Genomic DNA, 19,565 nt, shown 5'->3' with positions numbered 1-19,565 from the left:
CGATGTTCCCCTTCTTCCGCTTCCTGGCGCGCTGGTTCGCGCTCGCCGGCTGCCTGATCGGCGGCGCGGTGGCGCTGATGACCGTCGCCAGCATCGTCGGCCGCGCGCTGTTCATGACGCCGGTGCCCGGCGACATCGAGCTGACGCAGTTCGGCATCGCGCTGTGCATCTCGCTGTGCCTGCCCTGGTGCCAGCTGCGCGGCGGCAACATCATCGTCGACTTCTTCACCGCCCGGGCCTCCGAGGGCACGCAGCGCCGGCTCGACTCGCTCGGCTCGCTGCTGCTCGCCTCGATGATGGCGCTGCTCGCTTGGCGCACCGCGGTGGGCGCGGTCTCGGTGCATGAGGCGGCGGAGACGACGATGATCCTCGGGCTGCCGATGTGGATCACCTACGCGGTGCTGGCGCCGGGACTCGCGCTGACGCTGCTGATCGCGCTCGCGCAGGGCCTGCTGCGGCTCGAGAACCATGAAGAACAAGGCAGCGAGGTGAAGGCATGAGCGGCACCACGATCGGCCTGCTGATGTTCGGCGGGATGCTGGCCTTGATGGTCGTGCGCATCCCGATCGCCGCGGCGATGTTCATCCCCGGCGCCATCGGCTACTGGGCGATGACGAGCGACGCCGCGCTGTTCAACATGCTCAAGGGCTCGGCGGTCGCGCGCCTGACGGTCTACGACCTGTCAGTGATCCCGCTGTTCCTGCTGATGGGCCAGTTCGCCACGCAGGGCGGACTCTCGCGCGACCTGTTCCGTGCCGCGGCGGCCTTCATCGGCCACATCCGCGGCGGCCTGGCCATGGCGGCGATCCTCGCCGCCGCCGCGTTCGGCGCGGTGTGCGGCTCGTCGGTGGCGACCTCCGCGACGATCGCGCAGGTGGCCTATCCCGAGATGAAGTCCCACGGCTACCACGGCCGGCTGTCCACCGGCGTGCTCGCCACCGGCGGCACGCTCGGCATCCTGATCCCGCCCTCGGTGCCGCTCGTGGTCTACGCGATCCTGACCGAGCAGAACATCGCCAAGCTCTTCGCCGCGGCGATGATCCCGGGCCTGCTCGCGGCCCTCGGCTACCTCGCCGTGATCGCGCTGTACGTGCGCGCCCGACCCGAGCTCGCCGAGCCGATGGAGCCGATGCCCTGGAACCAGCGCTGGAAGGCGCTCGCCCGGGTGTGGCCGATCGCGACGATCTTCGTGCTGGTCTTCGGCGGCATCTACCAGGGCCTGTTCACGCCGACGGAAGGCGCGGCGGTCGGCGCCCTCGGCACCTTCATCGCGGCCTTGGCGCGCCGCGAGATGGGTGGCAAGGCGATCATGAACTCCTTCCTCGGCACCGCCGAGACCTCGGCGATGGTGTTCATGATCTTCCTCGGCGCCGACATGATCAACTCGTCGCTCGCGCTCACGCAGATGCCGACCGCGCTGGCCGACTGGGTCTCGAACCTCGAGATCCCGCCGCTGGCGATCATCGGCACGATCCTGCTGCTCTACGTCGTGCTCGGCTGCGTGATGGACGAGCTGTCGATGATCATGCTCACGGTGCCGGTGCTGTTCCCCGCGATCATGGGCCTGGACCTGTGGGGCATGGCGCCCGAGTCCAAGGCGATCTGGTTCGGCATCCTGACGCTGATGGTGATGGGCGTCGGCCTGATCGCGCCGCCCGTGGGCCTGAACGTCTACGTCGTCAACAGCACCTGCAAGGACGTGCCGATGGTCGAGACCTACAAGGGCGTGCTGCCCTTCCTGGCCTGGGACTTCGTGCGCACCGCGCTCGTGCTGGCCTTCCCCGGGATCAGCCTCGGGCTGGTGTGGTGGCTGTTCCCCTGAAGCGGGCCGGGCCCCGCCCCTGAAAGGAGAAGGCCGCCGGGCGTCGCGCCCGGCGGCCTTTTTCGTCGCGGCCCTGCCGCGCGGCTCAGAGCCGCACCGTCCCGTCCACGCAGGTGACCGACTCGCCGCCGATCCACACGTTCCCGTGCGCGTCGCGCTCCACGTTCACCCTCCCGGCCCGCCCAAGCGCCGTGCCCTGGCTCGCGACGTAGCGCTCGGGCGCGAGGCCTTCCCCGATCAGCCACTGCGCGAGCGCCGCGTTCAGGCTGCCGGTGACCGGGTCCTCGGCCATGCCGTTGTTGCCGGGGAAGAAGGCCCGCACCTCGAAGGCGCAGCCGTCGTCCGCCTCGCGCGGGCCGATCGCGCCGATCTTGCCGCGCGGCCCGACGACGCCGATGTCCAGGCCCGCGAGGACGGCCGCATCGGGCCGCAGCGACAGCACCTGCGCGGCCGACTTCAGCATCACGCCGCGCCAGCCGGGACCGTTGTCGCACCAGGCGTGGCGCACGATGTCCTCCCGCGGCACGCCGAGGCCGCGGGCGATCAGCGCCACGTCCTCCTCCGGCAGCGGGCCGCTGCGGCGCAGCGGCGGCGCCGCGAACGCGAGGCGCTCGCCGTCGCGACGGATGCGCACCAGCCCGGCGCCGCACTCCTGCACCACGTGCTCGCCCTGCGGCCGGCCGCCGGCCTCGAGCCAGGCGTGGCAGCTGCCGAGCGTGGGGTGGCCGGCGAAGGGCAACTCGCGCCCCGGGCAGAAGATGCGCACCCGGTAGTCGGCGCCCGGCTGCGTCGGCGGCAGCAGGAAGGTCGCCTCCGACAGGTTGGTCCAGTTCGTGAAGTGCTGCATCTCCTCGGTGGAGAGGCCGCTGCCGTCCAGCACCACGGCCAGCGGGTTGCCGCGGTAGGGCACGGAGGTGAACACGTCGACTTGCTTGAAGGGGCGTTGTTTCAGGGGCATGGGCAGAGGTGGCGGGGTGCGCGAGGGCGGAAGGCGCATTCTCCGTTCCCCGGGTCGCCTGCCGCAATCGGCCAGGGAGGCCGGGGCGCGGCCGCCTGCCGGGCGGCGCTTGACCCCAAGGCCGGGGCGGGATGGCGATGTGCTTCACACTCGCCTTCCGGTGCGTCGCGCAAGCGCGCAACCGCCGTCGCGAGGCGTCCCGCCGACGGCACAAGAGATGCACGAACGATGCACGCCGCTCGGCGGTTCGCCCGCGGGGGCGGCCGTCTCCGGCCACCGCGCCGTTTCCCGACCGACGGCAACCGAGTCCGATCATGAGCCGCAACACGTCCAGTTCCCCTCCCGTCCTGCCGCCGCTCTACGAGCTGCGCGGCGCGTCCCGGGCAACGCTCGAGCACTGTCTCGACCGGGTCCGGGAGCTCGCCGGGCAGGGGCTCCAGCCGCCGGCCGGCTATCTGTTCGCCTTGAGCCAGGAGATCGAGCGCTTCCGGGCCGAGGCCGACAAGCCGGCGCCCGCAGGCAGTCGGCGTCCCGACGAGCGGCAGCGATGGAAGCTGCAGGTCGAGCTCGCGCAGGAGGCGATCCTGCGCGACTGGTGGAACTGCGCCGCCGGCCGGGCCTGGAGGCAGGAGGACATGGCGCAGCTCGAGTTCACCCCTTGCGACGAAGGGGTGCTGGTCTCGGCCCGCTCCGGCGAAACCCTGAAAGTGCTGTTCCAGGACGGCGCCGAGGTGTGCTGCATCGAGGGCTGCGAACTGCGCGACTGAGGCCTGCCGCGGTCTCGCGGCCGGCTGAAGGCGGAGCGGCCGGGAGACCGGGTGTTCGCAGAGGAAGGGCGGGGGGCCGGGGCTCCGGAACGGGACGGGGCCGCGTGATGGAGCCCGGGGGCCGGGTCAGACCTTGCTGCTCAGACGTTGAACAGGAAGTTCATCACGTCGCCGTCCTTGACGACGTAGTCCTTGCCTTCGGCGCGCATCTTGCCCGCGTCCTTCGCGCCCTGCTCGCCCTTGTAGGCGATGTAGTCGTCGAAGCCGATGGTCTGCGCGCGGATGAAGCCGCGCTCGAAGTCGGTGTGGATCACGCCCGCGGCCTGCGGAGCGGTCGCGCCGATCGGCACCGTCCAGGCGCGCACTTCCTTCACGCCCGCGGTGAAGTAGGTCTGCAGGCCCAGCAGCTTGAAGCCGGCGCGGATCAGGCGGTTCAAGCCCGGCTCGTCCTGGCCCATCTCGGCGAGGAACATCGTGCGGTCCTCGTCGCTCATCTCGGCCAGCTCCGCCTCGGTCTTGGCGCAGATCGCCACCACCGGCGCGTTCTGCCCCGCGGCGTACTCGCGCAGCCGCTCGAGGTAGGGGTTGTTCTCGAAGCCGTCCTCGGCGACGTTGCCCACGAACATCGCGGGCTTGGCGGTGATCAGGCACAGCGGCTTGAGGATCGCCAGCTCCTCCTTGCTGAAGTCGATCGTGCGCACCGGGCGGCCCTGGTCCAGCGCGGCCTGGCACTTCTCCAGCACCTTCACCAGCGCGGCGGCCTCCTTGTCGTTGCCCGAGCGCGCGGCCTTCACGTAGCGGTGCAGGCTCTTCTCGACCGTGCCGAGGTCGGCCAGGCACAGCTCGGTCTGGATCACCTCGATGTCGGAGATCGGATCGACCTTGCCCGCGACGTGGATCACGTTGTCGTCCTCGAAGCAGCGCACCACGTTGACGATCGCGTCGGTCTCGCGGATGTGCGAGAGGAACTGGTTGCCCAAGCCCTCGCCCTTGGAGGCGCCGGCCACCAGCCCCGCGATGTCGACGAACTCGACGATCGCCGGCACGATCCGCTCGGGCTTGACGATCTCGGCCAGCGCCTGCAGGCGCGGGTCGGGCAACTCCACGATGCCGACGTTGGGCTCGATGGTGCAGAAGGGGTAGTTCTCGGCCGCGATGCCGGCCTTGGTCAGCGCGTTGAAGAGGGTGGACTTGCCGACGTTGGGCAGGCCCACGATGCCGCATTTGAGGCTCATGGCGGGCTTTCGGTGAATGCTTTGGGGAAGCCCGGAATTGTAGGTGGGGCGGCGAGCCCCGCCGCTCAGAAGTGGTAGTCGGCGCGCCCGGTGTCGCCGACGCGCAGCGTGCGCCCGAGCCCCTCGACGATCACCGCGTTCATGCCGAAGGTGATCGCGCCCTTGACGCGCGCGTCCGCGCGGTAGCCGGCGAGCGTGTCGAGCGGCTCGTGGCCGGGCTCGGCGCTCTGCGGGTCGATGTTCGGGATCGGGCAGCGCGGGCAGGGCTTCACGAGCTTCAGCCGCACCGGGCCCTCGGCCGTGTCGAAGGCGATCTCGTCGAGGTGGTCCTCGGCGTGCGCGTCGAGCGCGCCGTCGAGCCCGTCGATCACGAGGTTGGGGCGGAAGCGCGCCATCTCCACGGGGGCTTGGCCTCGCTCGCGCAGTCTTTCATTCAGCCCGTCGAGCGAGGCCCTCGAGATCACCAGCACCGGGAAGCCGTCGCTGAAGGCGTTGGGCGCCTCGAGCGCGCCGGTCCACTTCGCGGGGCTCAGCCGGCGCTGCCCCGGCTCGAAGCGCACGAGCCGCAGCGGCCGCCCGAGCAGCTCGCTGAACCAGCGCGCCGCCGGCTCGCCCAGGTCCGCCGCGCGCACGCGGTCGTCCCAGACGCTCGCCTGCGTGGGCGTGCCCGGCGCCCGCAGCGAGACGTAGAGGGCCGGCATGCCCGGCGCCTGCAGCCACAGCTCGCCGCCGAGCAGCGCCGGGCGCACCAGCGCCATGCGCGGCAGCTCGCGCTGCGTGACGAAGCGGCCTTCGGCATCGACCAGCATCCACTGCCGGTCGAACTCCCAGCCGGTCTCGGCCACCCGCACCTCGTCGGGCGACAGCCCGGCGCAGGACTTGACGGGATAGAGGTGCAGCGCGGCGACGCGCAGGGCCAGCTCGGTGTCCATCATCGGAACGTCTCCTTCAGTGGGATCGGTCGGGGCCGGGCGCGCGAGCACGCCGGCCGCGCGGATTGTGCCGCCGCTCCTACAATCACCCGCGATGAAACATTTCCAGGTGGCCATCCGAGGCAGCGGCATCGTCGGCAAGACGCTCGCGCTGTCGCTGGCGCGCAGCGGTTTCTCGGTCGCGCTGTCGGCGCCGGCGTCGGCCGCGGCGACGCAGGACCTCCGCACCTATGCCCTGAGCGCCCGCGCGGTGGCGCTGCTGCAGTCCGTCAAGGTCTGGGACGCGCTGCCCGCGCATGCCGCGACGCCGGTCTACGACATGCGCATCGAGGGCGACGTGCCCGGCGGCGGCCCGCTCGAGTTCTCGGCCTGGGAGCAGGGCGTGCGCGAGCTGACCTGGATCGTCGACGCCGGCGTGCTCGAGGAGGTGCTCGACCACGCGGTGCGCTTCCAGCCGCACGTCACGCTGGTCGAGGGCGAGGTTTCGGCCGAGCTGCTGGCGCTGTGCGAGGGCAAGGCCTCGAGGACGCGCGAGGCGCTCGGCGTGCAGTGGGACCGCCGCCCCTATGGCCACACCGCGATCGGTGCCAGGCTGGTGGCCGACGCGCCGCACCAGGGCGTGGCGCGGCAGTGGTTCCGCTCGCCCGACGTGCTGGCGCTGCTGCCCTTCGACCGGCCGCAGCCGGGACATTCCTACGGCCTCGTCTGGTCGGTGCCGGAGTCGCGCGTCGACGCGCTGATGGCGCTCGACGACGCGGCCTTCGCCGATGCGCTGACCGAGGCCACCGGCGGCGCGGCCGGCCGGCTGCGGCTGAGCGCGCCGCGCGGCACCTGGCCGCTCGCGATCGCGCGTGCCGACCGCTGGTGCGGGCCGGGCTGGGTGCTGCTCGGCGACGCCGCGCATGTCGTGCATCCGCTCGCCGGGCAGGGCCTGAACCTGGGCCTCGCCGACGTGGAGTGCCTGTCGCGCGTGCTGGCCACGCGCGAGGGCTGGCGCCGCCTCGGCGACGAGCGGCTGCTGCGCCGCTACGAGCGCGAGCGAGCGTTGCCCACCTGGGCGATGGGCAGCGTCACCGACGGCCTGCTGCACCTGTTCGCGGCACCCGACGCGCCGCTGCGGGAACTTCGCAACCGCGGGCTGGGTCTGGTCAATCGGCTCACCCCCATCAAGCGCTGGCTGACCCGGCAGGCGCTCGACACCTGACAAGGATCTTCGATGCTGACCAAGACCCTGGCCGCCGCGCTGCTGGCCTGCGCCGTGCTTCCCGCCCTCGCCCAGGAGGCCGTGCTGCGCAAGAACCTGGCCGAGCGCATGCCGAACCTGCCGAAGATCGACGAGGTGCGCAAGACGCCGATCGAGGGGCTCTACGAGGTGCGCTTCGGCACCGACGTGCTCTACAGCGACGCCGAGGGCAACCACCTGATCCAGGGCCAGGTGCTCGACACGCGCACGCAGCGCAACCTGACCGAGGAGCGCATCAACAAGCTCACCGCGATCGACTTCGCGTCGCTGCCGCTGAAGGACGCGATCGTCTGGAAGAACGGCAAGGGCACGCGCAAGATCGCGGTCTTCGCCGACCCGAACTGCGGCTACTGCAAGCGCTTCGAGCGCGACCTGCAGGCGGTCAAGGACGTCACGGTCTACACCTTCCTCTACCCGATCCTGTCGCCGGACTCGACCACCAAGTCGCGCGACATCTGGTGCGCCAAGGACCGCACGAAGGCCTGGCAGGACTGGATGCTCGAGGGCAAGCTGCCGCCCGAGGCCGCGGCCAAGTGCGAGACGCCGCTGGAGCGCAACACCGCGCTCGGCCGCAAGCACCGTGTCACCGGCACGCCGGCGATCGTGTTCCAGGACGGCACGCGCGTGCCCGGCGCGCTCAACACCGAGCAGATCGAGCAGCAGCTCGCCGCGGCGGCCTCGCCGCGCAAGTGAGGCTGCCGGCCCGCCGCCCTGCTGCGGCGGGGCCGCGCATGCCGGTCCGGCGGGGAGGGCCGCCGCCCGATCGCAGCACGCGCACGCGCCCCTGCGGCGACAATCGCCCGATGCGCAGCGAAGCCCCCCGCGACCCCGTCCTGAGTCCCCCGGACTCCCCGCCCCCCCTGAACCCCGTCGCGCTCAAGCTCGGCCATGCCGGGCTGATCCCCTTCGTGCTGGGCGCGGCGCTGGTGTGGCTCACCAGCCAGGACCCGGAGTCCCAGTACTACGCCGCGCTCGGGCTGTCAGCCTATGCCGGGCTGATCGTCTCCTTCCTCGGCGGCATCCACTGGGGCCTGGCCTTCCGGCAGCCGGTGCCCTCGCCGCTGCCCTTCGCATGGGGCGTCGTGCCCTCGCTGCTGGGCTGGGTCGGCATCGTGATGCCGCCCTACGCGGGACTGGTCGTGCTCGGCGCGGCCCTCGTCGCCTGCTACCTGGTGGACCGCAAGCTCTACCCGGAGCAGGGCATGGGGCGCTGGCTGACGCTGCGCTTCCGCCTCACCGCCATCGCCAGCCTGTGCTGCTTCCTCGGCGCCGCCGGAGTCTGAAACCGATGATCCTCTACCGCATCGAACCGCTCGACACGCACGCGCACCTGTTCCGCGTGCGGCTGTCCCTGTCCCAGCCCGCCGCGCAGCAGCGCCTGTCGCTGCCGGTGTGGATCCCCGGCAGCTACCTGGTGCGCGAGTTCGCGCGCCACCTGCAGCGCCTCACGGCGACGCAGGGCGGCCGCGAGGTGCCGCTGCGCCAGCTCGACAAGGCGAGCTGGGTGGCCGAGTGCGCCGGCGCCGAGCCGCTGGAGCTCGCCTGGGAGGTCTACGCCTTCGACACCTCGGTGCGCGCCGCCTTCCTCGACGCCGGGCGCGGCTTCTTCAACGGCACGGGCGTGTTCCTGCGCGCCGAGGGCCGCGAGCACGAGCCGCACGAGCTCGAGATCGGCGGCCTGCCGCCGGGCTGGCAGGTGGCCACCGCGCTGCCGGCGACGGACGTCGACGCCGACGGTGCCGGCCGCTACCGCGCCGCCGACTACGACGAGCTGGTCGACCACCCGGTCGAGCTCGGCCGCTTCTGGCGCGGCGCGTTCACCGCCTGCGGCGTGCCGCACGAGTTCGTCGTCGCCGGCGCGCCGCCGAACTTCGACGGCGAGCGGCTGCTGCGCGACACGCAGAAGATTTGCGAGGCGCAGATCCGCTTCTGGCACGGCGAGCGCGCGCCGCACTTCGGCCGCTACGTCTTCCTGCTCAACGCGGTCGACGACGGCTACGGCGGCCTCGAGCATCGCGCCAGCACCGCGCTGATCTGCGCGCGGCGCGAGCTGCCGCGCCAGGGCGAGGCCTCGCTCGGCGAGGGCTACCTGACGCTGCTCGGGCTGATCAGCCACGAGTACTTCCACACCTGGAACGTCAAGCGCCTGCGCCCGGCCGAGTTCGCGCGCTACGACTACGCCCAGGAGAACTACACCGGGCTGCTGTGGTTCTTCGAGGGCTTCACGTCCTACTACGACGACCTGTTCCTCGTGCGCGCCGGCCTGATCGACGAGGCGCGCTACCTGAAGCAGCTCGCCAAGGGCGTCAACAACACGCTGGCGATGCCGGGGCGGCTGGTGCAGAGCGTCGCGCAGGCGAGCTTCGACGCCTGGATCCGCTACTACCGCCAGGACGAGAACACCGCCAACAGCACGGTGAGCTACTACGCCAAGGGCTCGCTCGTCGCGCTGGCCTTCGACCTGACGCTGCGCCGCGAGGGCCGCGGCACGCTCGACGCGGTGATGCACGTGCTGTGGAAGCGCTCGCAGGGCGGCCCGGTCTCCGAGGCCGACATCGCCGCGGCCTTCGAGCATGTCGGCGGGCGCTCCTACGCGGCCGAGTTCGCCGCCTGGGTGCACGGCACCGCCGAGCTGCCGATCCGGGAGCTGCTCGCGGCGCTGGCGGTGGAGTGGCAGGCCGAGCCCGCCACCGTCGCGCAGCGCCTCGGCGTGCGCGCCACCGAGGCGCTCGGCGTGAAGCTCAAGTCGGTGCTGCGCGGCAGCGCCGCCGAGCAGGCGGGGCTCGCCGCCGGCGACGAGCTGCTCGCGGTCAACGACTGGCGGCTGCGCAAGCTCGACGAGATCCCGTTCTACGTGCCGGCGGGCATGCCGCTGCAGTGGCTCGTGTCGCGCGACCAGCGCGTACTGCGGCTCGACGGCGCGCCGCTGGCGGACGCGGAGGGCGCGGTGGCGCTGAAGCCGGCGGCGCAAGCGGCGGGCGATGCGCTGGCGCTGCGCGCCGCCTGGCTGCGTCCCTGAAAGGGAAGCCGGCCTCCCGGCCGGCGGGCGCGGGCCGCCCGCGCGCCTTATAGTGCAGCGCATTCCCATCGAGAAGGAGACGGAGATGAACTACGAAACCATCCTCACGGAAGTGCGCGGCGAGGCGGCGCTGAAGGTCGGCGTGATCCGGCTGAACCGGCCCAAGCAGTACAACGCGCTCAACGGCCAGCTGATGGACGAGCTGGGCGCGGCGCTGAAGGCCTTCGACGCCGACGATTCGATCGGCTGCATCGTGCTGACCGGCAACGAGAAAGCCTTCGCCGCCGGCGCCGACATCTCCGAGATGGCGAAACTCAGCCACGTCGACGCCTTCCGCGGCGAGTTCATCACCCGCAACTGGGAGACGATGAAGTCGGTGCGCAAGCCGGTGATCGGCGCGGTGGCGGGCGTCGCGCTCGGTGGCGGCTGCGAGGTGGCGATGATGTGCGACTTCGTCATCGCCGCCGACACCGCGAAGTTCGGCCAGCCCGAGATCAAGCTCGGCCTGATCCCCGGCGCCGGCGGCACGCAGCGCCTGCCGCGCGCCGTCGGCAAATCGAAGGCGATGGACATGGTGCTGACCGCACGCACGATGGACGCCGCCGAGGCCGAGCGCGCGGGCCTCGTGTCGCGCGTGGTGCCGGCGGAGAAGCTGCTCGACGAGGCCTTCGCCGCGGCCGACGCGATCTGCGGCCAGTCGCTGGTCGCGATCCTGGCGGCCAAGGAATGCGTCAACCGCGCCTACGAGTCGCCGCTGTCCGAAGGCATGCTGTTCGAGCGCCGCATGTTCCATTTCATGTTCGGCACCGAGGACCAGAAGGAGGGCACCGATGCCTTCCTGAACAAGCGCAAGGCGGAGTTCAGGCACCGCTGAGCGCGGCAGGGGCGGGCCCCCCCGCCCTTGCAAGGGAGCCGCCCGCAGCGTCAGGCGTCGTTGCCGAACAGGTCGCGGGTGTAGACCTTGTCGGCCACGTCCTGCAGCTCCTCGGTCATCCGGTTCGCGACGATCACGTCCGCGCGCTGCTTGAAGGCCGCGAGGTCCTGCATCACCTCCGAGTGGAAGAACTCCCGCTCGCGCAGCACCGGCTCGTAGACGACGATCTCGATGCCCTTGGCCTTGATGCGCTTCATCACGCCCTGGATGGACGAGGCGCGGAAGTTGTCGGAGCCGGCCTTCATGATGAGCCGGTAGACGCCGACGACGCGCGGTCCGCGCCGCAGGATCTCTTCCGCAACGAAGTCCTTGCGGGTCGAGTTGGCCTCCACGATCGCGCGCACCAGGTTCTGCGGCACGTCCCGGTAGTTGGCCAGCAGCTGCTTCGTGTCCTTGGGCAGGCAGTAGCCGCCGTAGCCGAAGGACGGGTTGTTGTAGTGGCGCCCGATGCGCGGGTCGAGCCCCACCCCTTCGATGATCTGGCGCGGGTCGAGCCCGTGCACCGCGGCGTAGGTGTCGAGCTCGTTGAAGTAGGCGACGCGCATCGCGAGATAGGTGTTGGCGAACAGCTTGATCGCCTCGGCCTCGGTGCTGTGGGTCAGCAGCACCGGGATGTCCTGCCTCGAGGCGCCGCGGCACAGCAGTTCGGCGAACTCCCGGGCCCGCTCGGAACGCTCGCCGACCACGATGCGCGAGGGGAACAGGTTGTCGTGCAGCGCCTTGCCCTCGCGGAGGAACTCCGGCGAGAAGACGATGTTGTCGCAGCCGAGTTCGCGCTTGATGCGCTCGGTGAAGCCGACGGGCACGGTGGACTTGATCACCATCACGGCCGCCGGGTTGACGGCCATCACGTCGCGGATCACCGATTCCACCGAGCGCGTGTTGAAGTAGTTCGTCTGCGGGTCGTAGTCGGTGGGCGTCGCGATGATGACGAAGCGGGCCCCCTCGTAGGCGGCCCGCTTGTCGAGCGTGGCGCGCAGGTCCAGGGGCTTGTTCGCGAGGTAGTCCTCGATCTCCGCGTCGACGATCGGCGAACAGCGGTCGTTCAGGAGATCCACCTTGGCCGGATCGATGTCCAGCGCGACGACCTGGTTGTGCTGCGCCAGCAGCACCGCATTCGACAGTCCCACGTAACCCGTGCCGGCGACCGCAATCTTCATTGAGCTCATTCGTTGCGTTGAGGAGGTAGACCAGAAGGGCCGGCGACGAGGGGCGGTCCAGCGGCGGAAGCCCACTGGCCTGCTCCGTTACGCGTGCGGCGCAATCAGGGTGACTACCGGGGCGGGTGGGATATCGATGCACGCGCGCGGAGATGCCGCGGGGGAGCGCGATCGAGCGGGAATGCCGGTCGCGGCCGCCCGGGCTCGCTGGCGGCGCATGTCCCGGGGCGCGTGAAGCGGCCGCAGCGCCGCGGGGGGGCGGGCGGGAAGGGCGCAGCGGTCGGGGCCGCGGGGCGCGGGAGGGCGGGGCCGGGCGGCCGGGGAAAGGTCCGCCGGGCTCAGGCGGCGTTGCGGGCTGCCCGAGCGGGGCCGGCGGCCGCGGGCGTCAGGGCTGCAGCCAGCGCGCGCCCTGCGCGTCGAAGGCCGCGCGGCGCGGGCCCTCGGGGTGCAGCTCGAGCCAGTCGATCGCCTCGACCTGGGCGCTCAGGATCGCGAAGTGGTGCCGTGGCGGCAGCTCGCGCGACGGGGCGGCGGGCGGCTGCGACGGCGCCTCGTCGAGCGCGGCGCCCGGCGGCAGCGGCGACAGGTAGTCCTGCGCCGCAGGCGTGAGCTGCAGCTGCGCCCAGCGCGAGGACACCGCCAGCCCCGAGACCTCGGGCTCGATGCGCACGCGGCAGCGCAGCTGCCAGCCGAGGCCCGGGTGCCACATCACCATCACGCCCTGCGGCCGGGCCTGGATCTGCGCCATCTTCGGCGAGCGCGCGTCGGTGTAGATCAGCAGCTCGCGGTGCTCGGGGTAGGCCTCGCGCAGCACGACGATGCGCGCGTCGACCTCGTCGCAGCCGCCGGTGGCGAGCACCGGCGTGCGCCAGGCATGCTCGCGGTCGTGCACCGCGCGCTCCAGCTCCCGCCACAAGGCCCGCTCGATCTCCGGCAGGGTCTGCAGGCGCGGGGCGCGGTCGGTGGCGGCGGGGCGGGGCGGCATGGCAGGTTCCTCTGCGGTTCTACGCTTCGCGGCGCAGCGCCGGGAAGAGGATCACGTCGCGGATGCTCGGGCTGTCGGTCAGCAGCATCATCAGCCGGTCGATGCCGATGCCGCAGCCGCCGGTCGGGGGCATGCCGTACTCGAGCGCGCGGATGAAGTCGGCGTCGAAGTACATCGCCTCCTCGTCGCCGGCGTCCTTGTTGGCGACCTGCGACTGGAAACGCGCCGCCTGGTCCTCGGCGTCGTTGAGCTCGGAGAAGCCGTTGCCGAACTCCCGGCCCGTGATGTAGAGCTCGAAGCGCTCGGTCTTGGTCGGGTCGCCGTCGGACGCGCGCGCCAGCGGCGAGACCTCCACGGGATGGTCCATGATGAAGGTCGGCTCCCAGAGCTTCTCCTCCACCGTCTCCTCGAACAGCGCGAACTGCAGCTGCGACAGGCCCCAGTGCGCCGGCGGCTCCTTGCCGAGCTTCTTCAGCGCCTCGTGCAGGTAGGCGGCGTCGCCGATCTGCGCCTCGGTGACGTCGGCGTGCTTGAGCAGCGCGTCGCGGATCGACAGGCGCTCGAAGGGCTTCTCGAGATCGACCGGCTTGCCGCCGTAGCTGAGCAGGGCCGTGCCGGTCGCGGCGCGCGCGGCGTGGCGGATGATCTGCTCGGTGAAGTCCATCAGGTCCTGATAATTCCAGTACGCCGCGTAGAACTCCATCATGGTGAACTCGGGGTTGTGACGCACCGAGATCCCTTCGTTGCGGAAGTTGCGGTTGATCTCGAACACGCGCTCGAAACCGCCGACGATCAGCCGCTTCAGGTACAGCTCCGGCGCGATGCGCAGGAACATCTCCTGGTCGAGCGCGTTGTGGTGCGTCACGAAGGGCTTGGCGTTCGCGCCGCCCGGGATCGGGTGCAGCATCGGCGTCTCGACCTCGAGGAAGCCGTTGTCCACCATGAAGCTGCGGATCGACGACACCGCCTTGCTGCGCGCGGTGAAGCGCGCGCGGGCGTGCTCGTCGGTGATCAGGTCCACGTAGCGCTGGCGGTACTTCTGCTCCTGGTCGCTCATGCCGTGGAACTTGTCCGGCAGCGGGCGCAGGCTCTTGGTCAGCAGGCGCAGCGTCGTGACGCGGATCGACAGCTCGCCGGTGCGCGTCTTGAACAGCACGCCCTCGCAGCCGAGGATGTCGCCGAGGTCCCAGTGCTTGAAGGCGGCGTGCAGCTCGGCGCCCACCTCGTCGACCGTGATGAAGAGCTGGATGCGGCCGGTGGCGTCCTGCAGCGAGCAGAAGCTGGCCTTGCCCATCACGCGCTTGAGCATCATGCGCCCGGCGACGCTGACGCGGGCGCCCAGGGCCTCGAGCTCGTCGTTCGTGCGCTCGCCGTAGAGCCGCTGCAGCTCGGCGGCGTGGTGGCGCGGCTTGAAGTCGTTCGGGAAGGGCACGCCGCCCTGCGCGCGCGACGACTCGCGCAGCGCGGCCAGTTTCTCGCGGCGCTCGGCGATGAGCTGGTTGGTGTCTTGGGCTTGCGGCTCGGCGTGGGCGGCAGCAGGCGTCGCGCGGTCGGTCATGGTGGCGGGCTCTGGCGAGGAAAAACCCGCGATTTTACCGGGCGGGCGCTATCATCGGCCGCCCCGGCCCCGCGCAGCCCCGACCCGGCGTCCGGGGTTCCGCGTCCCGTGCCGCGCTTCGCGCACCTTCGCTCCCCCTCCGATGTCCACCCCTTCCATCTCGCGCGGTGCGCTGGTCCACCTCGCCGCCCGGCTGCTCGCGGTCGCGCTCGGCATGGGGCTGGTCGTCGTCGTCGCGCGCCGGGGCCCGGAGGCGCAGGGCCAGTTCTCGCTGCTGATGGCGACCGAGGCGGTGTTCGTCGCGCTCTTCTCGGGCTTCGGCCTGGTCGTGGCGCGGCAGATCTCGCACCATCGCGAGCAGGCGCCGGCCTGGCTCGGCGGGGCGCTCGTGCTGGCGCTGGCCGCCGGCTCCGTCGCGGCCGGGCTGTTCGCCTGGGCCGGCAGCCGCTTGGACGCGCCGGCCTACGCCTTCGTGCCGCTGCTGGCCGCCGCGGCGCCGCTGCTGCTGCTGTCGCCGACCGTGTCGGGGCTGTACCTCGGGCTCGGCCGCATGGGGCCGATCAGCGTGATCGGCGTGCTGCCGCCGCTGCTGGCGCTGCTGGCGATCGGCGCGCTGCAGCTCGCCGGCCGCCCGCCCGGCCTGCCGCAGGTGCTGGCGCTGTGGCTCGGCGCGCGGGCGCTGGTCGGCGCCGCGATGGCGCTCGCCGCGCTGCGCGGGCAGGGCCTGGCGCGCCCGGACTGGGGTGCCTGGCGCACCCACGCCGGCTTCTGCAGCGTGGTCGGGCTGACCAACGTGCTGAGCTGGCTGAACTACCGGGTCGATCTCTTCATCGTCGAGCGCGTCGCGGGCCTGGCGCCCGCCGGCGTCTACTCGGTCGCGGTGACGGCGGCCGAGCTGCTGTGGTTCCTGTCCTCGTCGCTCAGCGCCGCGGCCTATGCGCGCATCGGCGCGCCGGAGCCCGCGCAGGCCGCGGCGCTGACGCTGCGCGTGATGCACCTGAACCTCGCGCTGCTGCTGCTCGCGTCGCCGCTGCTGCTCGCCGCGGCCTGGTGGCTGCTGCCGGCGCTGCTCGGCCCGGCCTACGCGCCGGCGCCCTTCCTGATGCTGCTGCTGCTGCCCGGGGTGTGGGCCTACGCGAGCGCGTCGACGCTGTCGGCCTGGTACACCAACTTCCTGGGCCGGCCGCAGCTGTCGGCGGCGGTGGCGGCGACCTCGCTCGCGATCAACGTCGCGGTCTGCGCGCTGCTGGTGCCGCGGCTCGGCGCGGCGGGCGCGGCGCTGGCGACGAGCGCGTCCTACCTGCTGGCGATCGGCTGGGGGCTGGCGCTGTTCCGCCGCCATGCCGGGCTGACGTGGCGCGCGGTGCTGCGCCCCGACCTCGCGCAGCTCGGGCGGGACCTCGCGGCGCCGCTCGCGCGGCTGCGCCGCCGCGGCGCCCGGCCGCAGCCCCGGTAGACTGCGAGCCGCGCCGCACTCCCTCCTGCCGTCCCCACCGTCCCGATGCTCAAGTACCTGCTGCTCTCGCTGCTGCGGCGCGCGCTGCGCCCGCGCATGGTGTACGGCTTCCTGCGCCACGACGGCCGCTGGCTTCGGCACACGCGCGTGAGCACCGCCAGCGAGCTGCAGAGCGCCGAGCGCCTCGACATCGACGACCATGTCTTCATCGGCCACTTCAACTTCATCGACGCCTCGGGCGGCCTCGAGATCGGCGAGGGCACGCAGATCACCAACTACGTCTCGGTGCTGTCGCATTCGAGCCACCAGGCGGTGCGGCTGATGGGCCGCCGCTACTGGGGCGACCCGCAGCCGGCCGGCTACCGGCAGCAGGCGACGCGCATCGGCCCCTACTGCTTCATCGGCCCGCACTCGCTGATCGCGCCCGGCAGCCGGCTCGGCCGCGGCGTGCTGGTGCGCGCGCACAGCTATGTCGACGGCGACTTCCCCGACTACAGCGTGATCGGCGGCCAGCCGGCGCGCGTGATCGGCGACGTGCGCGCGATCGACCGCGCCGTGCTCGACGCGCACCCCGAGCGCCGCGCCGACTACTGCGGCACCGGCTGGCAGGCCCCGGAGGCCGACGCATGAGCGACACGAAAGCAAGGCAGCTGCTGTTCTTCGCCGACGCGCAGAGCGTGCACACGCAGCGCTGGGTGCGCGCGATGCTCGCGCGCGGCTGGCGCTGCACGGTCGTGTCGCGCCTGCACGCGCCGATCGAGGGCGCCGAGGTGCTCGCGCTCGGCACGCCCGACGGCCGGCTCGGCTGGTTCGCCGCGGTGCCGCGCGTGAGGGCGCTGGCGCGCGCGTTCCGCCCGGACCTGGTGCACGGCCACTACATCACCTCCTACGGCTTCTGGGCCGCCGCCTGCGGGCTGAAAAAGCCGCTGGTGCTGACCGGCTGGGGCTCGGACATCCTCGTGTCGCCGCGCCGCAGCCGGCTGGTGCGGCTGCTGACCGGCTGGACACTGCGCCGCGCCGCGCTCGTCACCGCCGACAGCCGCGACATGCTCGACGAGATCGCGGGCTACCGTCCCCGCGCGCGGCTCGAGCAGATCTACTGGGGCGCGGACACCGAGAAGTTCCGGCCCCGCGCGGGCGAGGCGCCGCCGGACGGCGTGTTCCGCATCGTCAGCCTGCGCGCCTGGGACGACAACTACAACATCGACGTGATCGTCGCCGCCGTCGCGCGGCTGCGCAAGCGCGCGCCGGGGCTGCCGCTGGAGCTGCACCTGCTCGGCGGCGGCCCGCTCGAGGCGGCGCTGCGCGCGCAGGTCGCGGCGCTCGGCCTGGCCGACGTCGTGCGCCTGCACGGCAAGGTCGACGAGGACCGCATGGCGCAGCTCGTCAACGCCGCATCGGTCAGCGTCTCGATCCCGCACAGCGACGCCACCTCGGTCTCGCTGCTCGAGTCGATGGCCGCCGGGCTGCCGGTGCTGGTGTCGGACCTGCCCGCCAACCGGCAGTGGGTGGACGAGGGGCAGGGCGGCTTCCTGCTGCCGCCGCGCGACGCGGAAGGGCTCGCGCAGGCGCTCGTCGCGCTCTCGGCCGACCCGGCGCGCGCGCGCCGCATGGGCCTGCACAACCGCGCGCGCGTCGAGCCCGGCGCGGCGCGCCGCGTGCAGATGGACCGCATGGACGCGCTCTACCGCGAGCTGCTGCGGCTGCCCGCCGGGACGGTCGCCGCCGCACCGGAGGCCGTGCGATGACGCGCCTCGTCTCCGTGATCGTGCCCTGCCGCAACGAGCGGGCGCACATCGGCGCCTTCTGCGCCTCGGCCGCCGCGCAGGCGCTGCCGCCGGGCTGGGCGCTGGAGGTGCTGGTCGCCGACGGCCTCAGCGACGACGGCACGCGCGAGGCGCTGCAGGAGCTCGCCGCACGCGACGCGCGCCTGCGCATTATCGACAACCCCGGCCGCATCGTCTCCAGCGGCCTGAACCGGGCGCTGGCCGCCGCGCGCGGCGAGGTGATCGTGCGCATGGACGTGCACACCACCTACGCCGCCGACTACGTCGCGCAGTGCCTCGCGGCGCTGGAGCGCAGCGGTGCCGACAACGTCGGCGGCCCGTGGCACGCGGTGGGCGACACGCCGACGCAGCGCGCCGTCGCCGCCGCCTTCCAGTCGCGCTGGCTCGCCGGCGGCGCGCGCTCGCGCGACCTGGCCTACGAGGGCCCGGTCGACACGGTCTACCTCGGCTGCTGGCCGCGCGCGAGCCTCGAGCGCTTCGGCGGCTTCGACGAGACGCTGGTGCGCAACCAGGACGACGAGCACAACCTGCGCATCACGCGCGGCGGCGGGCGCGTCTGGCAGAGCGCGGCGATCCGCTCGAGCTACCGGCCGCGCGGCCGCGTCGCGCAGGTGTTCCGTCAGTACCTGCAGTACGGCTACTGGAAGCCCTTCGTGATGCGCAAGCACGGCCAGCCGGCGGCGCTGCGCCACCTGGTGCCGGGCGCCTTCGTGCTCGTGCTGGCGCTGCTGCTGCTGGCGGCGCTGCTCGGCGCACCGGCCTGGCCGGCGCTGGGACTCGCCGGCGTCTACGCGGCGGCCGTGCTCGCCGCCTCGCTCGCGGTCGCGGCCGGCAGCGAGTGGAAGCTGCTGCCGCGGCTGCCCGCGGTGATCGCCGCCTACCACTTCGGCTACGGCATCGGCTCGCTGCTCGGCTGGGCCGACGTGCTGCGCGGCACGCGCGCCGGGCGTGGCCGCTTCGCGAGGCTCACGCGATGAGCCGCGACGCGCGCGACGAGGGGGCGCCGGCCACCGAGCCGCAGGCGGTGCAGGAGCGCTACGCGCGCCGCGCCGCGCAGGACTGGCGCTACCAGCTGCTCAACCCCGCCGCGCTGCTGCCGGCGCAGGAGCGCCAGCGCGCGATCGCGGCGCTGCTGCGCGCGCGTGGGCTGCGCGAGCCGCAGCGGCTGGACCTGCTCGAGGTCGGCTGCGGCACCGGCGGCAACCTGCTCGAGTTGCTGCGCATGGGCTTCGCGCCCGAGCGGCTCGCCGGCATCGAGCTGCTGCCCGAGCGCGCGGCGCAGGCGCGGCGCGTGCTGCCCGCGTCGCTCGCCGTGGTCGAGGGCGACGCCTGCGTCGCGCCCGTCGCGCCCGCGAGCCTCGACCTCGTCTACCAGTCCACCGTGTTCTCGTCGCTGCTCGACGACGCATTCCAGACGCGACTCGCCGACGCGATGTGGCGCTGGCTGCGGCCGGGCGGCGCGGTGCTGTGGTACGACTTCGTCTACGACAATCCGCGCAACCCGGACGTGCGCGGCGTGCCGCTGGCGCGCATCCGCGCGTTGTTCCCGCAGGGCCGGCTCACTGCGCGCCGGCTGACGCTCGCGCCGCCGCTGGCGCGCCGCGCCTGCGCGCTGCATCCCGCGCTCTACCCGTTGCTCAACGCGCTGCCGCTGCTGCGCACCCATGTGCTGGCCTGGATCGAGAAGCCGGCCGGCACTCGCTGAACAC

General features: G+C 72.5%; 19 protein-coding genes. 13 read left to right on the top strand and 6 right to left on the bottom strand.

Features of this window, described 5'->3' with window-relative positions:
• Positions 1–2 precede the first annotated feature (2 nt).
• Together D3A59_RS04855 and D3A59_RS04850 are read left to right on the top strand one after the other, a co-directional pair.
• Positions 3–500, top strand: coding sequence for a TRAP transporter small permease (locus D3A59_RS04855; protein ID WP_119153769.1), 498 nt, complete (start codon positions 3–5; stop codon positions 498–500).
• Positions 497–1,822 (top strand): TRAP transporter large permease, encoded by a 1,326-nt coding sequence (locus tag D3A59_RS04850; RefSeq protein ID WP_119153768.1) that lies wholly within the window; start codon positions 497–499, stop codon positions 1,820–1,822. Before D3A59_RS04855 ends, D3A59_RS04850 begins: the two co-directional genes overlap by 4 nt.
• An 85-nt stretch (positions 1,823–1,907) precedes the next feature.
• On the opposite strand, the gene D3A59_RS04845 is transcribed toward D3A59_RS04850, so the two are convergent.
• Complete coding sequence (locus tag D3A59_RS04845) at positions 1,908–2,774, bottom strand: PhzF family phenazine biosynthesis protein (protein ID WP_119153935.1); 867 nt, start codon at positions 2,772–2,774, stop codon at positions 1,908–1,910.
• Positions 2,775–3,094: 320 nt separating this feature from the next.
• On the opposite strand from D3A59_RS04845, the gene D3A59_RS04840 reads away from it, so the two are divergent.
• Positions 3,095–3,547: a hypothetical protein gene (locus D3A59_RS04840; protein ID WP_119153767.1), complete on the top strand. Its 453-nt coding sequence runs from the start codon at positions 3,095–3,097 to the stop codon at positions 3,545–3,547.
• A gap of 140 nt (positions 3,548–3,687) precedes the next feature.
• Here D3A59_RS04840 and ychF read toward each other — a convergent pair whose 3' ends face one another.
• Complete coding sequence (gene ychF / locus D3A59_RS04835; protein ID WP_119153766.1) at positions 3,688–4,782, bottom strand: redox-regulated ATPase YchF; 1,095 nt, start codon at positions 4,780–4,782, stop codon at positions 3,688–3,690.
• A 65-nt stretch (positions 4,783–4,847) separates the two neighbouring features.
• The gene (locus D3A59_RS04830) at positions 4,848–5,717 is read right to left on the bottom strand and encodes an MOSC domain-containing protein (RefSeq protein ID WP_119153765.1); all 870 of its coding nucleotides are present in this window, start codon (positions 5,715–5,717) and stop codon (positions 4,848–4,850) included.
• Positions 5,718–5,808: 91 nt separating this feature from the next.
• Here D3A59_RS04830 and D3A59_RS04825 point away from each other — a divergent pair, with 91 nt between their 5' ends.
• The 5 genes from D3A59_RS04825 to D3A59_RS04805 all read left to right on the top strand — a co-directional run bounded on the left by D3A59_RS04825 (position 5,809) and on the right by D3A59_RS04805 (position 10,850).
• The gene (locus tag D3A59_RS04825) at positions 5,809–6,918 is read left to right on the top strand and encodes an FAD-dependent monooxygenase (protein ID WP_119153764.1); all 1,110 of its coding nucleotides are present in this window, start codon (positions 5,809–5,811) and stop codon (positions 6,916–6,918) included.
• A gap of 12 nt (positions 6,919–6,930) precedes the next feature.
• Positions 6,931–7,650 (top strand): DsbC family protein, encoded by a 720-nt coding sequence (locus D3A59_RS04820; RefSeq protein ID WP_119153763.1) that lies wholly within the window; start codon positions 6,931–6,933, stop codon positions 7,648–7,650.
• Positions 7,651–7,760: 110 nt separating this feature from the next.
• The gene (locus tag D3A59_RS04815) at positions 7,761–8,240 is read left to right on the top strand and encodes a DUF3429 domain-containing protein (RefSeq protein WP_119153762.1); all 480 of its coding nucleotides are present in this window, start codon (positions 7,761–7,763) and stop codon (positions 8,238–8,240) included.
• Positions 8,241–8,245: 5 nt separating this feature from the next.
• The gene (locus D3A59_RS04810; RefSeq protein ID WP_119153761.1) at positions 8,246–9,976 is read left to right on the top strand and encodes a M61 family metallopeptidase; all 1,731 of its coding nucleotides are present in this window, start codon (positions 8,246–8,248) and stop codon (positions 9,974–9,976) included.
• Between the two features lie 85 nt (positions 9,977–10,061).
• On the top strand, positions 10,062–10,850 hold the full coding sequence (locus D3A59_RS04805; protein WP_119153760.1) for an enoyl-CoA hydratase: 789 nt from the start codon (positions 10,062–10,064) through the stop codon (positions 10,848–10,850).
• Between the two features lie 50 nt (positions 10,851–10,900).
• Here D3A59_RS04805 and D3A59_RS04800 read toward each other — a convergent pair whose 3' ends face one another.
• The 3 genes from D3A59_RS04800 to lysS all read right to left on the bottom strand — a co-directional run bounded on the left by D3A59_RS04800 (position 10,901) and on the right by lysS (position 14,613).
• Positions 10,901–12,070, bottom strand: a complete 1,170-nt coding sequence (locus D3A59_RS04800) for a nucleotide sugar dehydrogenase (RefSeq protein WP_119153759.1) — start codon at positions 12,068–12,070, stop codon at positions 10,901–10,903.
• Positions 12,071–12,455: 385 nt separating this feature from the next.
• On the bottom strand, positions 12,456–13,055 hold the full coding sequence (locus D3A59_RS04795) for a pyridoxamine 5'-phosphate oxidase (protein WP_119153758.1): 600 nt from the start codon (positions 13,053–13,055) through the stop codon (positions 12,456–12,458).
• A 19-nt stretch (positions 13,056–13,074) separates the two neighbouring features.
• Positions 13,075–14,613 carry a lysine--tRNA ligase gene (gene lysS, locus D3A59_RS04790; RefSeq protein WP_119153757.1) on the bottom strand — a complete coding sequence of 513 codons (1,539 nt, stop codon included), beginning with the start codon at positions 14,611–14,613 and terminating at the stop codon, positions 13,075–13,077.
• Between the two features lie 142 nt (positions 14,614–14,755).
• Here lysS and D3A59_RS04785 point away from each other — a divergent pair, with 142 nt between their 5' ends.
• Genes D3A59_RS04785 through D3A59_RS04765 form a run of 5 tightly spaced genes read left to right on the top strand, consistent with a single transcriptional unit; the run spans position 14,756 to position 19,561 of the window.
• Positions 14,756–16,069, top strand: coding sequence for an MATE family efflux transporter (locus D3A59_RS04785; protein WP_119153756.1), 1,314 nt, complete (start codon positions 14,756–14,758; stop codon positions 16,067–16,069).
• Positions 16,070–16,114: 45 nt separating this feature from the next.
• Complete coding sequence (locus D3A59_RS04780; RefSeq protein ID WP_119153755.1) at positions 16,115–16,699, top strand: acyltransferase; 585 nt, start codon at positions 16,115–16,117, stop codon at positions 16,697–16,699.
• Entirely contained in the window at positions 16,696–17,817 is a 1,122-nt protein-coding gene (locus tag D3A59_RS04775) for a glycosyltransferase (RefSeq protein ID WP_119153754.1), read from the top strand. Before D3A59_RS04780 ends, D3A59_RS04775 begins: the two co-directional genes overlap by 4 nt.
• Positions 17,814–18,833, top strand: a complete 1,020-nt coding sequence (locus D3A59_RS04770; RefSeq protein WP_119153753.1) for a glycosyltransferase family 2 protein — start codon at positions 17,814–17,816, stop codon at positions 18,831–18,833. Before D3A59_RS04775 ends, D3A59_RS04770 begins: the two co-directional genes overlap by 4 nt.
• Positions 18,830–19,561, top strand: a complete 732-nt coding sequence (locus D3A59_RS04765) for a class I SAM-dependent methyltransferase (protein ID WP_119153752.1) — start codon at positions 18,830–18,832, stop codon at positions 19,559–19,561. The genes D3A59_RS04770 and D3A59_RS04765 overlap by 4 nt, the downstream gene beginning before the upstream one ends.
• The last annotated feature ends 4 nt before the right edge of the window (positions 19,562–19,565 follow it).

The sequence above is a fragment of the Caldimonas tepidiphila genome (genome assembly GCF_003569765.1).
GTDB lineage: Bacteria > Pseudomonadota > Gammaproteobacteria > Burkholderiales > Burkholderiaceae_C > Caldimonas > Caldimonas tepidiphila.
This window is presented reverse-complemented; position numbering and strand designations above follow the sequence as displayed.

What these genes read in the sequence shown, in the direction of transcription:
- D3A59_RS04795 (WP_119153758.1), bottom strand. Translation starts at nt 13,055, where the DNA reads ATGCCGCCCCGCCCCGCCGCCACCGACCGCGCCCCGCGCCTGCAGACC.
- D3A59_RS04775 (WP_119153754.1), top strand. Translation starts at nt 16,696, where the DNA reads ATGAGCGACACGAAAGCAAGGCAGCTGCTGTTCTTCGCCGACGCGCAG.
- D3A59_RS04825 (WP_119153764.1), top strand. Translation starts at nt 5,809, where the DNA reads ATGAAACATTTCCAGGTGGCCATCCGAGGCAGCGGCATCGTCGGCAAG.
- D3A59_RS04850 (WP_119153768.1), top strand. Translation starts at nt 497, where the DNA reads ATGAGCGGCACCACGATCGGCCTGCTGATGTTCGGCGGGATGCTGGCC.
- D3A59_RS04780 (WP_119153755.1), top strand. Translation starts at nt 16,115, where the DNA reads ATGCTCAAGTACCTGCTGCTCTCGCTGCTGCGGCGCGCGCTGCGCCCG.
- D3A59_RS04830 (WP_119153765.1), bottom strand. Translation starts at nt 5,717, where the DNA reads ATGATGGACACCGAGCTGGCCCTGCGCGTCGCCGCGCTGCACCTCTAT.
- D3A59_RS04800 (WP_119153759.1), bottom strand. Translation starts at nt 12,070, where the DNA reads ATGAAGATTGCGGTCGCCGGCACGGGTTACGTGGGACTGTCGAATGCG.
- D3A59_RS04770 (WP_119153753.1), top strand. Translation starts at nt 17,814, where the DNA reads ATGACGCGCCTCGTCTCCGTGATCGTGCCCTGCCGCAACGAGCGGGCG.
- D3A59_RS04820 (WP_119153763.1), top strand. Translation starts at nt 6,931, where the DNA reads ATGCTGACCAAGACCCTGGCCGCCGCGCTGCTGGCCTGCGCCGTGCTT.
- D3A59_RS04855 (WP_119153769.1), top strand. Translation starts at nt 3, where the DNA reads ATGTTCCCCTTCTTCCGCTTCCTGGCGCGCTGGTTCGCGCTCGCCGGC.
- D3A59_RS04805 (WP_119153760.1), top strand. Translation starts at nt 10,062, where the DNA reads ATGAACTACGAAACCATCCTCACGGAAGTGCGCGGCGAGGCGGCGCTG.
- D3A59_RS04785 (WP_119153756.1), top strand. Translation starts at nt 14,756, where the DNA reads ATGTCCACCCCTTCCATCTCGCGCGGTGCGCTGGTCCACCTCGCCGCC.
- D3A59_RS04810 (WP_119153761.1), top strand. Translation starts at nt 8,246, where the DNA reads ATGATCCTCTACCGCATCGAACCGCTCGACACGCACGCGCACCTGTTC.
- lysS (WP_119153757.1), bottom strand. Translation starts at nt 14,613, where the DNA reads ATGACCGACCGCGCGACGCCTGCTGCCGCCCACGCCGAGCCGCAAGCC.
- D3A59_RS04815 (WP_119153762.1), top strand. Translation starts at nt 7,761, where the DNA reads ATGCGCAGCGAAGCCCCCCGCGACCCCGTCCTGAGTCCCCCGGACTCC.
- D3A59_RS04840 (WP_119153767.1), top strand. Translation starts at nt 3,095, where the DNA reads ATGAGCCGCAACACGTCCAGTTCCCCTCCCGTCCTGCCGCCGCTCTAC.
- ychF (WP_119153766.1), bottom strand. Translation starts at nt 4,782, where the DNA reads ATGAGCCTCAAATGCGGCATCGTGGGCCTGCCCAACGTCGGCAAGTCC.
- D3A59_RS04765 (WP_119153752.1), top strand. Translation starts at nt 18,830, where the DNA reads ATGAGCCGCGACGCGCGCGACGAGGGGGCGCCGGCCACCGAGCCGCAG.